We start from the raw sequence: 12,558 nt of genomic DNA on the forward strand, positions 1-12,558 counted from the left end.
CGGCGAAGCTCAGGAGTCACAGAGTCGAAGTCCGGTATAGTTAGGAACATGAATCGAAGACTGAATATCTTTGTAAACAGTGTGATTCATTCTTGCATTCAGAAAGTTGATGTAACTCCTCCAAATCCCCACGCATTAACGCTTCTTTTTTGGCTCTGCTCCATCCTTTTATCTGTTTTTCTCTATAGAAAGCGGTATCCATGCGAGAGTACTTTTCGTAATACAACAATTTAACAGGTAGTCTTCTTTTGGTATGGTTGGCTCCTTCTCCATTTTGGTGTTGGGTTAATCGTCTCTTTAGGTTTTTAGTACTTCCGGTATAATAACTTCCATCACTGCATTCTAAAATATATAGGTATCCCATTGGTGTATTGGTTTTTGCAATATTAGGTGGTAGGAGTTTTATTTTTTGGAACTCCCCTTCGGCGAGCTCAGGGACCTTACTTAAGCGAGCTCAGCCCACGCCCTCGAACCCTGAGACGCTGCACTGAGCTTGCCGAAGTGGAAGTCGAAGGGTGAACTATATACTGACATTGTCGGGCTTCGAGAGCCTCAGCCCTCGTGAAATTTTTACCCTAATCATCTTAGGGGTTCCTGAGCCTGCCGAAGGAGCCCCCCGAAAACAGGGTATATTTTTTTCACGGAATATAGTGTTCTCTCGCCTGTAGGAATGCTACATCTTTGTATCAGTAAATAATTATAAAAACAACTAATCGCTAAAAATCATATCATGAAAAGATCTATTTTACATTTCGCACTTATCTTATTAATAGGGTTCTCTTTCTCTTGTAAGGATAACAACGCTGCAAAAGCAGAAGAAACTGCTACTGAAGAAACAACCACCAAAGAAGAACCGAAAAAAGAAGAAACAAAAGCAGAAACTACATCTGATAGTGGTACTCCATCTTTTGGAGATGCCAAAGTACAAGAGTATGTAGACGCTTATGAAGCCTATATCGCAGACTATAGAAAAGCAGTAGAGAGCAAAGACATGACTGCTTTTGCAACATTAGGTCAAAAAGGACAAGAACTAGGAACCAAAGCCCAAGAATTATCAAGTAGTATCTCGGCTTCTGACGCTGAAAAGCTAAACGCTTATATGCTAAAGAAGAGTGAGGAAATTCAGGAATTATCTCAAAAGTTAATGCAATAATCGTTAGTAATAAATAGTTAGTTAGTTTAGGTTGCATTATTGTGTTGCTTAATGAAAACACCTCGTGAATGGGCATGAGGTGTTTTTTTTTGTTATGATAAACGAGAACCACCCTTCGAGAGCCTCAGGGTTCGTATTCGAGGGCTGCCCTTCGGTTTACTCAGGAGCCGCGGAGTCGAAACCCGGAATACACCCTTCGGCTCCCACTTCGGCAAGCTCAGTGCAGCGTCTCAGGGTTCGAGAGCGTGGGCTGAGCGGAGTCGAAGTCCAAATAATGCGAGTTACTATGTTCCGATCCTTCTACCCTTCGAGTACCACTTAGGCAAGCTCACCCTTCGACCCTTCGAGTACCATCACCCTTCGAGAACCTCAGGGTTCGTATTAGAGGGCTGTACTTCAGCAAGCTCAGCACACATCTCGAAGCCGGACGTTCAGGGTTCGAAACGCTATCGAGGGTTGAGCGGAGTCGAAACCCGGAATACACCCTTCGGCTCCGCTCAGGGTTCGGTAGCGCGGACTGAGCGGAGTCGAAGTCCTACGCTCAGGGTTCGGGAAACACGCACTGCCAAACCTTTCTTAAGAATTTCTAAAAACATCATATTACATTTTTAAAATACATCGAATTGATGTATACTAGCGGCCTATCAAAAGGTAATCGCAATGGAAGACAATAAAATGCTCAAGTATATTGACAAGGTATTAGAAAATATGCCCAATGACTGGTTGAATCTAACTACCCATCGACTAGATATTTATGATGAAAAATTGGCCAAAGTTCAATTCTTAGAGCAGTTTGAAAACTTGTTTAATAATAATACTTCTGAGTCATCGGCACTAAGTGAATTACCTACGGCTTTTGACTATATTCGATTAGGGCATCCATTGTCTTGTGTACTAGAATGGGTAATTGCGCATTCAAACAACCTACCACCGGATAATGTGATCAGTTTTGGATCGAAAACGGTTCCTATCTTGGCCGTTTTACGAAAAAATTTATTAGACAATAAAAACACTCAGATCGTTTATACCGATGAGTTACCAGAATCTTTTGATGCTAAAATGCTAAGGAACGTTTATGGGTATACATTCGAACTGAAACCTATTGAAGAAGCATCTTCGGTTGCGGCCTTCGACGGAAGTACGATTTTTGTTTCACAGCAAGATGAAATTGGTACCATTGATTTCAACCCAAATATTGACTTTTATATCAATACTTATGAGGGTTTAGGAAGTCTTATATTGGTGAATGGCAAACAAAATGAAAGCTATATTTCAGAGATTCAGCATGTTCGAAGAAGAGAGACTGTTGCAATGACACCTGCCAATTGTTTTACCGCTTTAAAGCTTTTGATAGACAAGTCATATACCGAACCCCGTAGAAGCGATCTTGAAACGAACAAAACAAAGGTTTTGGATGCAATTGCGACGGTTACCGGCACAAATACAAAAGCATTGGTAGGTTCTAGCGGGTTATCGATTCAATATGCCATTTTGATGGGACTCGTGGACTATGCCCTGGAAAACCATACTGGAAAAGATATCAAAATTATAGTGCCTCCAAATTGTTATGGTGGAACAAATGACCAGGCAAGACGTGTTGCTGCCTGTATTGATAATGTAGAAATCGTGGATTTACCCGTAGATAGTGGTAATGATATGGTGGAAAGTATTGATTCGGTTTTGGCAAAAATTGCCCATCAAGATGCTGTCCCCTATATCATTGCAGAAATCCCAACCAACCCGAGAGTTGAAGTTCCTGATCTTCTAAAATTAAAAGAGGTATTAAGTGCTGTGCGTACAACTGCAAGTGGTACTACTGCTGTAGATCCTGTTTTTCTCCTAGATCAAACCTTCTGTCCTAATGTACAATTTTTGGGCGAAGGAGAAATACTCTCAACTATTAGAACCATTTCTTTTTCTAGTGGTTCAAAATTTCCAAGTGGTGGACTATGTACTGCCGGATATTGTGTAGGAAATACAAAAACAGACGCTTTGATGCATAAGATAGAAATGCATCTAGGGCTTTGTGATAATGAGGCTACACCTCTTCAATATGAAATATTGGCAAAACAATTGCCTTCTATGAATCAGAGAATTCATGATGCTTATAAAAATACTCGTGAATTTGTAAACTTTATCCATAATACCTTGCCCGAAGCAAAAATCAATTTTGTTTCAGAAGCATTGGCTAGCAAAGGTTTTACACCATCTGTTTTTTCATTAGACCTTCCGACCAAAGGAGCTACTGACGAAGAAAAGGAAACGTACAAAAGAGCACTTAATCATAAATTAATCAATTTAATGATTACCGAAATCCCAAACGAAAGTAAGTACTGTGTGAGCTATGGACAATTAAAAGGATGTTACTGGACGATCCCTGCTACATCAACCCAAGGAACGACCAAAGAAGGCGACAAAGATTATATTGCTCGTGTAGCCCTTTCTCCTAATATGAACCTTGAACGTCATAAAGAGGTGTTTGCGAATTTTGTGGAGGGGATTTGACCCTTCGACTCCGCTCAGGGTTCGGTGGCGAGGGTTGAGCGGAGTCGAAGTCCAGATAATGCGAGTTACTATATTTCTCGACTCTTCGATCACCACTTCGACTACGCTCAGTGCGGCGGCTCAGGGTGCTCAGGGTTCGAATGAAAAAAAGGTACTTCCGAAGTACCCCTCCCCCTGTTCGATAATAGGTGTGACTTGTGTACAACAGAAGTGTTTCCTGTGTTGAACATAAGTGTCACTTCTGTTTGGACATAGTTGTTCCTCTGTTTGAAGTACCCCTATCCTGTGTTTGTAGTACCCCTTACGGGGTTATAACACTAATCGACCCACTGTGATAAGTACCTCCAGCGACAGTTTTCACTTAAACTACCCACTTATAGAAGTACCCCTAGGTAGGAATCGAAGTGGGTTATGGTGGTTTTTGAGTAATTTTTCTTAAAAAACATCAAATTTTATGATGCTGAATACGTATCCTCGCTTTCAAAAAAAAGATGGTGATTCGCATAACTATAAGTAACTCTCCCACTCGATTTTAAAGAAAAATTATAATTTGATTAATCCGCAGCACAACACATTTTATATACCTTGGTTCAAAATATTATATAATCATCCTATATGAGTAATCAACAAATGTCTACCGTTTTGAGAGTCGCCGCGATTTATAATCTACTATGGGGAGCTTGGGTGGTATTGTTTCCTAACCATTTTTTTGAATTGGTCGGTATGGAACCCCCTACACACCCTATGATTTGGCAAGGTATGGGGATGGTGATTGGCGTATATGGTTTAGGCTATTGGTGGGCTGCTCAGGACCCTACTACCCATTGGCCTATTGTAATGGTTGGGTTTTTGGGTAAACTATTTGGTCCTTTAGGTTTTCTGTTTAATTATGCCATGGAGAAAGTCCCACTAGAATTTTTCTACACCCTTATTACCAATGACTTTATTTGGTGGATTCCGTTCTTTTTGATCCTAAGAAAAACCTATCAACAGAAAAAAATAAAATGGGTATAAAACGTCTTTTGTTATACACATTCTCAGGTTTCTTCTTCATCGCAGGTATCAATCACTTTATCAATCCTGATTTCTATCTACCATTGATTCCTAAGTATTTGAGCTATCCTAAATTTATCAATTACAGTAGCGGTGTGATAGAAGTACTACTTAGTATTGGGTTACTTTTGAATAGTACCCGAAAAATCACAGCTTATTTGATTATAGGGTTATTAATCGCCTTTATCCCATCCCATGTTTATTTTATAACAATTGGCAGTTGTATACCCGGTGGTTTATGCATTCCTGAATGGGTAGCGTGGTTACGATTGTTTGTTATTCATCCGTTGTTTATGTGGTGGGCTTGGTATGTGAGGGTCTGTAAATAGATTAGATGTAAACCCAATACTTTAATTAAAAAATATATCCTCACCCCAATGTTACGATAGGGTGAGGAAGTTTTTAAAACTAAATCTTTTTACTAATATTAATTGGCAATCCTACTTTGAAACCTATTCTTAGGTCTTTATCCTCACCATTTGGAGCCTTATTAAGATCTTGTCGATCCATAAATAGTTGTAAGGTCAAAATGTTCTTTTCTTCATCTTTAGATTTTAAGTTAAGTAACAACCCTAGTCGTATCGGGAATCGTTCTACATCTTTTACCCCAGAATCCTCAGCAAATCCAAGTTTGTTGTATCCTACATTACCAAACATACCTATGTATTTTATAAAACTATAATACACTTCAAGATCGTAACTTTGTTTAAAACCATAGGTATACGCTGCATCCCCAATATACCCTTTTTTACTATTCGCTATAGTTACCGGAACTCCATCAATTACATCTCCAGTTGGAGTATTTACAGTAATCGTTTGTTGTTTAAACTGGCTGATATTAGAACTTCTAGATGCAGATGCCAAGCCTCTGAAAATTAAATACTTTTGCCCCTTTCGTTGCCATATATAATTAAATGATGCTGTAGCCCCATATACATCGCCCGTAATCTCTTCAAATAATTTGTTAAATGGGGTGTTTTCTCGAAATTCATATAATGTGGTACTCTCCCGTTGATAGAAAGGTGAAAAACCAAAGAATGCTATTTTTTTGGAAGTCCAGGATTCTTGAGCAATTGCTATTTCTTTGTCCTTAGTATTTTCTACAATATTATCTAGTGCTTCTTTTGCTTTTTTATAATCTTCTAGAAGCTTGTATACATTTATATCCCCTGGCAAGTTTTGTACATAGTGCTTCTTTTTGTTCTCATCTTCCTCTTTTTCATCAGTAACTTTTAAGGTTCTATCTGCTGCTTTAATGGTTAGTTTATATTTGGAGGCATCTACTTTAATAAAATGAGTTATATCGATCTTAATCACATCTTCATATTCCTTAATCTTTTCGATTCTTTTATTGTAGTATGAATCTATATCTGAACACTCTTTATCCTTGCAGATGATATCTGTAAGATTATTTTGTTTAATATACTCTACGAACCCCTTGAACCGATAAAAATATGTGGGTACAGAATCTGCCAAATACAAATTCTTTTTTATAAAGGCCATACGTGTATTGTATTTATTGCTTAGATATTTTCTTTTCTTGTGATCATCCTTTTTAGCCCCTATTGTTTCTTTACCCCCGTTCATAGAGTAAAAACTTCGCTTTGCACTACCTATTCCGATATACGTATTAAAAGTAAACTTTGATTTTTTACTTCCCTCATTTTCATCAAAGAAATACACTCCGTTATCTACGGCAAACTCCCCATCAATTGTGAAGAAACTATAGTTCTTATTTCCCAAATAACCACTAGCTTCTATTGTGGTATTATCATCATTTAACTCAAAGGCCAACCCTTGTTGCGGAGCAGCATCCCCTAGAATCATAAAGTTTAAGTCCTGAAAGACTAATTTGTTAAAAGCACCAGGAGTTACCAACTGGTTACTCTTGTCGGTAAGATTTGTGGGTTGTTGTGCATAAAACAAAGCACAAAAAAATAGGAATACAATACTAGTAATTTTTCTCATGATATATCAATTAGTTGTTAATTACAAACTTGGCAGAAGCATACTCTTCCCTACTCTTTTCTATAAAAGAGTGCTTTAATGACGAGTGATATGTTTACGTTTGTGAGGTGTAAGGTATGTGATAGTAATTGGGGAGTACATACCCGGTAGTGGGGATATTTTATACCCGAATTTTAAAAATACATAACTGAAGTAGTATTATCCGAAGTTTATGCTTTTTTTTATTCTTCTCCAAACACATATTTACGAATAATAGGTTCTGTAACCGGTTTTAGCTTTTTACCATTAGTTGGATGATTTCCGGACATATTAAAGAACTCTATATTTCCTCCCGTTTTATCATACCATACTTTAGCAATTCCATTATCATCAAAGAAAACATAACTAGTATCTACAGTTATTTTCTTGAATTCATTTAAAAGTTCTTTATCAACAAGAATAATATTTGGAGTATTGCTTTTAGGGCAGGAAGCTAATTCATAATGATCCTCTTTCCATGTCATACATTCTTTTTGTTGCCAATCAATACCAAAATAAAGTAATATCGCTGATGTAATGGTTATGCTAATTGTGATAGCTATCTTAATTCGATCCCAAATTGGTTTAAAATCTGGTGGAGGATAGCTTACATAGAATTTTGTTTTGTTTTCACCTGGTTTGCCAGGTCCTGGTGTTGGTAAACCGTTTGTCGATTTACCATTATTTGTTCTAAACAGCTGATAAGGTCTCGGTTGAAAATCCAATAGCCAAGCGGCAAATTCTACAACATTCTCACCTGGCTTTTTAGTTGTTTCTTCTAGAAATTGTAAAACAGGAATAAATTTATCCGCATTTATAGTATTCAATAACTTCAAGAAATTCTTATCTGTCGCTACCTTAAAATAACTAGATAAAGTTAGAATATCCTGAGTATCATTTTTCCTTTCAAAAACAACCTTGCTAGCTGCTTTAATTTTTCCGGGTGTAATCTCAAATAAGAAACGATTTATTTCAAAATTCTCATCTCCTTTAAGTCTACTGTAGTGTTTAATTATACCCCTTTTGTAATCTTCAAATGTCATCACAGGCATCTTTTTATTAAAATTTAAAATCGAATTTGACCTAATAATCCGAATTCATCCGAATGATCCGAATCACTTGCCTGTAGTGGGGTAACGTGGTTATATCTTGCGAAAGAATTTAGTTTAAGTCGCGATTAGATATCAAGACAAATGTATACAATCTAATTCAAAACCGGAAATACAAGACAGAATCAGGTAACTGAAACTGGGAAGTACGATTAGCTTTTTCTGTTCTTGTCTTTCCTAAACATACTTCCCAAAACGAAGAGGCGCCTCTTCTCATTTAACCGTGTTGTTGACGGCCATTAATCTCTGGATTCATAACCCGGACAGCAACACTATTGTTCAATTTTTAAAAACAAAAAAAGATGAGAAGATCACTTTTAATAATCGCAATAGTTATGTTTAATATGTCATTATTTTCATGTACAACTTCAGACCTTGCTGAAGAAATCGGTATCGAAGAATTTGCTACTGAAGGTGAAGATGGTGAAATTCTTCCAGAAGAGGAGGATGAAGACTAATTGTTGATTGAAATATTATCAGTTTTATTAATTTAGAGGGATGAAACAGTTAATTGTTACATTCCTCTTTTTTAGTTTTTTTATTTTATGCTCACAAGAACATATTCCAAATGATTTAACTAAAACTAACCTCAAGAGCATTTCAAAAAAAAGCTCCTTCTTCCGTAAACGAAATAATTTGGATAGCGCAATATATTATGCTAAAAGGCTTTTGAAAAAATCAGAGTCTGTAAATGATACTATTTACATTACGAAAGCCTATAAAAAACTAGCCCTGTACCACAAATTGGATAACAAGCCAGTTGAAGCGGTCAGATTTTACAACTATTTGAGTGAATTATCACTTTATATGAAAGACACCTTGACTGCTGTCGATGCGATCAGACATATAACAAGTATTCAAAAAAAAATAGGAGACCTTAGTTCAAGTGAAAGTAAAGCAATAGAAGGTCTAAATTTGGTTGAATCATTGCCTTATTCCTCAAGAAAAAAACACCAATTAGGATTACTAAACCATCTTGGAATAACTACTAAAGAACTAAAAAATTATAAGGACTCTAAAAGATGGTATTTAAAAGCTTTGGAACTTGTCGAGGATTCTATTAATATCGTAAAAATTAATAACAATATTAGTGTTGTTGATTTAAAACAAGGGAATTATAAGGAAGGACTGGACAGATTGTTAAGACTTAATGAAACTTTTGCTCTATCCTCATTTCCTATTATGGAAGCAAAAGTATTGGATAATATAGCTTTAGCAAAGTCAAAACTTAAAGACCCAACCGCAGAAAAAGAATTATTACTTGCTTTAGAATGCAGAAAGGACCTCCAAGATCTTTCTGGACAATTTGCTAGTCATATTCATCTTACTGAGTATTATAAAAATAAAAACCTTAATAACAAAGCAATAACTCATGCTAATCAAGCTTATCGAATTGCGGCAAAAATGCAAAGTAAAACTTCAGAACTAGAAGCTCTATCCTATCTTATGGATCTTGAGAGTAATCCAGAATCTGTCGCATCCAAATTCAAAAAGCTAATTGATAGCATTTATTCTGCTAGAGAGCAAGCCAGAGGTGAATTTGCTAAAATAAAGTATGAAACAGATAAAACAAGAGCTCAAAATCTAATTCTGAAAACTGAGGTAACTGAAAAAGACTTAAAACTTACAGAAGAAACCTCCAAGAGAAACATTTTTATCCTCTTGTCCGCCCTCCTACTAATTAGTGTTGGGTTTATTTTGTTTAATTGGCAACAACGAATAAAATTCGCTCGTATTCAAGAGCGCCATCATACCAATAAAAGACTTTCGAAAAAACTTCACGACGAAGTGGGCAATGATCTCTATTACCTTTTGTTACAATTAGAAAAGGTGTCTGGTTTTGAGAATAATCAAGAAAATCTTAAGATCCTCAAAGGATTTGATCAAGTGTATCATAAAGTAAGAGATTTCTCAAGGGATCATAAAATAGAAACTGGAGAGGAATATAGTGATGAACTCTTATCCCTTCTTGATTCTTATGGAGACGAAAAAACTAAAGTAATTACCAGTGAATTGGAGCCTGACTTTTGGTCCGAAATCGCTCCGGTAAAAAAAGAAGAACTGTATTGGGTTCTTAAGGAACTACTTACCAATATGAAACGGCATAGTCAAGCCAACATAGTTGCCATCACTTTTGCCAAAGAGAAGAGAAAAATAAAAGTAAATTATATTGATGATGGTATCGGTATGAATTTCAGTAAATCCGCTTCAAAAAACGGCCTGGTTAATGTGGAAACCCGCATGAAAGACATTGGAGGAACTATTACTTTTGATTCAAAACCGGAAGAAGGTTTTAAAGCAACAATTGTTTTTAGCCCCTAATTTGAAGAACCTATGTTTACAAAAATTTTGATTGCAGAAGATGAAGACAGCGATAACTTAGGTATTGTTTCTGCTATAAAAGATTTCACCCAAGCACAAATTGACACCGCACAATTTTGCGATAAAACATTACTCAAAATAAAGGAAGCTCTACGAAATAACACTCCATATCAGTTACTCATCAGCGATCTTTCTTTTGCTTTAGACTATAGAAGCCACAAAATAACCACAGGTAAAGAGCTTATCAAAGAAGTAAAAAAGATACAACCTGAAATTAAGATTATTGTGTTTACTGGCGAAAAGAAGCCTGCTGTTATTAGGTCTTTTTTTACTAATCAAAAGATCGACGGATATGTTTGCAAAGGACTGTATGGTCTAAAAGAATTATCCAAAGCAATTACATCAGTAAACGATGGTAATACATATACTTGCCCTGTTTCTAAAGATGCCTTACATCAAAAAAATGTACTACAGCTGAATCAATACGAGATACAATTATTAAAACTACTGACACAGGGATATAAACAAGATGAAATAAGCCTTCATTTTATTGAACACAACATCACTCCAAATAGCAGACGCTCTGTAGAAGATAAAATACGAAAACTACGAGAAGACTTCAATGCCAAAACGAATATACAATTAGTCTATTTGGTGAATCAGTTAGGGTTAATTGATTGATCTACCAATGTTTTTAATTTAACACTCTGCCCTTGTGATTTTCCACAGGGGATTTTTGTTTGATCAAGGTAATTTTGAGGTATTATTAATCTTAAATCAAAAAATAATGGCAGATCCAAAATTTAAAATTCATAAAAGTAGTAATGATCAGTTTTATTTCAATCTACATGCTGGTAATGGTCAAGTTATTGCGTCTAGTGAAATGTATACTTCCAAACAAAATTGTGAAACCGGAATCGAATCTGTAAAAGAAAATGCTCCAAAAGCAGAAATAGAAGATCTCACCTAAAAACTTATTTGGAATTCGCATAAAGCTTGTTATGGGGTAACGGGCTTTTATATTCAGACCTGTCAGATTCTAAGAATCTAGCAGGTCTTTTGTTTTATAAAATAATTATGGTCTGTGGAAATCCACAAGGTATTGGTTATCAATGGTTATAAGTTTGGATTGTATTAATCTTAAAACTTTAATATCATGAATGATAAATGGGAATTCTATAAAGATGCTAGTGGTAAATGGAGATGGAGACGAATAGCTAGAAATGGTGAAATCGTTGGAGCCTCTGCGCAAGGGTATGTTAATAAATCTGATTGCGTTGAAAATGCTAGACGCCACGGTTATAGTGGATAAATGAATCTAAAAAAAAACGAACTCACCACAGTGAATGAGTTCGTTTTTTATTAGCAAATGATAATGAAGTATTCATGAAACAAAAATTACATAATATAATTAACCAAGATGAGAAATTTACTCGACTGATATATGGTCTTATAATTCTAAATGTCATTTGTTTAATTTTAGAGTCTTACAAGTCCTTGTATACTAATTATATTATAATATTTGATATAGTGGAGTATACATCTGTAATAATCTTCACATTAGAATACATTACAAGAATATGGGTTTCAGACCTAGATTCTAAGAAAAGGGATAGAAAATACTCAAGTAAACTTCGATATACTTTTTCAACCTACGGAATCATTGATTTAATTGCCATATTACCTTTCTATCTACCAATGTTTATCCCATTTGATTTGAGAGTAATACGGATTTTAAGACTCGTTAGATTAGTAAGAATTTTAAAACTTGGTAGATATTCGAAATCTATTAAAACAATTGGAGTAATAATTAAAGAATCGAAACCAGAACTTACAATAACTTTTTTCGTAGCATTTATTTTACTAACCCTCTCTTCCACATTAATTTTTCATGTAGAAAATCAAGCGCAGCCAGATAAGTTCGCAAATATAGGTGAAGCATTTTGGTGGTCTGTAGCTACATTAACAACGGTAGGTTACGGAGATGTTTACCCAATAACCGGATTTGGTAAGTTTCTCAGCGCCGTAATTGCTTTAACAGGTATAGGTTTCATTGCTTTGCCAACAGGAATTATTAGCTCTGCTTTTATTGATAAAGTTAAAACGGACAAAAAGGAAAATAAATGTACATGTCCCAATTGTGGTGCAAATGTAAATTATTAATAACATGGGATTCAAATACAACAAACGAATAAAACTTGGTAAAGGTTTTGGAGTGAATATCAGTAAATCTGGAATTACTCCAAGTTATCGAACCAAACGAGGGTCTCTAAGTTCTAAGGGGTATTCTATAAGAACTGGAATCCCAGGATTAACGTATCGAAAGAGCTTTAAAAAATCTAAAGGAAGTGGATGTGTTATTCTTTTATTCATATTACTATCCTCAACTTCTTTTTTACTCATCACTCTAATAAACTAATACAATAAAGA

The 12,558-nt window shown here is 35.6% G+C and carries 13 protein-coding genes; 10 read left to right on the top strand and 3 right to left on the bottom strand.

Going from position 1 to position 12,558, the window contains the following annotated elements:
* Positions 1-40 precede the first annotated feature (40 nt).
* Complete coding sequence (locus ACXAGJ_RS02630; protein ID WP_474836856.1) at positions 41-364, bottom strand: GIY-YIG nuclease family protein; 324 nt, start codon at positions 362-364, stop codon at positions 41-43.
* Between the two features lie 366 nt (positions 365-730).
* Between ACXAGJ_RS02630 and ACXAGJ_RS02635 the strand changes: the two genes are divergently transcribed.
* From ACXAGJ_RS02635 to ACXAGJ_RS02650, 4 genes are all read left to right on the top strand, one after another.
* The gene (locus ACXAGJ_RS02635) at positions 731-1,153 is read left to right on the top strand and encodes a hypothetical protein (RefSeq protein WP_474836858.1); all 423 of its coding nucleotides are present in this window, start codon (positions 731-733) and stop codon (positions 1,151-1,153) included.
* 660 nt (positions 1,154-1,813) lie between these two features.
* Positions 1,814-3,658 carry a cystathionine beta-synthase gene (locus ACXAGJ_RS02640; protein ID WP_474836860.1) on the top strand — a complete coding sequence of 615 codons (1,845 nt, stop codon included), beginning with the start codon at positions 1,814-1,816 and terminating at the stop codon, positions 3,656-3,658.
* Between the two features lie 615 nt (positions 3,659-4,273).
* Positions 4,274-4,672, top strand: a complete 399-nt coding sequence (locus ACXAGJ_RS02645) for an alkyl hydroperoxide reductase (protein ID WP_474836862.1) — start codon at positions 4,274-4,276, stop codon at positions 4,670-4,672.
* A complete protein-coding gene (locus tag ACXAGJ_RS02650) occupies positions 4,663-5,040 on the top strand; it encodes a DoxX family protein (protein WP_474836864.1) in 378 nt (125 codons plus the stop codon). Before ACXAGJ_RS02645 ends, ACXAGJ_RS02650 begins: the two co-directional genes overlap by 10 nt.
* A 79-nt stretch (positions 5,041-5,119) precedes the next feature.
* Here ACXAGJ_RS02650 and ACXAGJ_RS02655 read toward each other — a convergent pair whose 3' ends face one another.
* Complete coding sequence (locus tag ACXAGJ_RS02655) at positions 5,120-6,679, bottom strand: hypothetical protein (protein WP_474836866.1); 1,560 nt, start codon at positions 6,677-6,679, stop codon at positions 5,120-5,122.
* 221 nt (positions 6,680-6,900) lie between these two features.
* Entirely contained in the window at positions 6,901-7,740 is an 840-nt protein-coding gene (locus tag ACXAGJ_RS02660) for a hypothetical protein (protein WP_474836868.1), read from the bottom strand.
* A 564-nt stretch (positions 7,741-8,304) separates the two neighbouring features.
* Between ACXAGJ_RS02660 and ACXAGJ_RS02665 the strand changes: the two genes are divergently transcribed.
* From ACXAGJ_RS02665 to ACXAGJ_RS02690, 6 genes are all read left to right on the top strand, one after another.
* Positions 8,305-10,128 carry a tetratricopeptide repeat-containing sensor histidine kinase gene (locus ACXAGJ_RS02665; RefSeq protein WP_474836870.1) on the top strand — a complete coding sequence of 608 codons (1,824 nt, stop codon included), beginning with the start codon at positions 8,305-8,307 and terminating at the stop codon, positions 10,126-10,128.
* Positions 10,129-10,140: 12 nt separating this feature from the next.
* Positions 10,141-10,809, top strand: coding sequence for a DNA-binding response regulator (locus tag ACXAGJ_RS02670; protein ID WP_474836872.1), 669 nt, complete (start codon positions 10,141-10,143; stop codon positions 10,807-10,809).
* Positions 10,810-10,915: 106 nt separating this feature from the next.
* Positions 10,916-11,098, top strand: a complete 183-nt coding sequence (locus tag ACXAGJ_RS02675; RefSeq protein ID WP_474836874.1) for a YegP family protein — start codon at positions 10,916-10,918, stop codon at positions 11,096-11,098.
* 186 nt (positions 11,099-11,284) lie between these two features.
* A complete protein-coding gene (locus ACXAGJ_RS02680; RefSeq protein WP_474836876.1) occupies positions 11,285-11,440 on the top strand; it encodes a YegP family protein in 156 nt (51 codons plus the stop codon).
* A gap of 74 nt (positions 11,441-11,514) precedes the next feature.
* Positions 11,515-12,291, top strand: a complete 777-nt coding sequence (locus ACXAGJ_RS02685; protein ID WP_474836878.1) for an ion transporter — start codon at positions 11,515-11,517, stop codon at positions 12,289-12,291.
* A 4-nt stretch (positions 12,292-12,295) separates the two neighbouring features.
* Positions 12,296-12,547, top strand: coding sequence for a DUF4236 domain-containing protein (locus ACXAGJ_RS02690; RefSeq protein ID WP_474836880.1), 252 nt, complete (start codon positions 12,296-12,298; stop codon positions 12,545-12,547).
* Positions 12,548-12,558 lie beyond the last annotated feature (11 nt).

Source organism: Aquimarina sp. AWH4_224, from assembly GCF_056160245.1.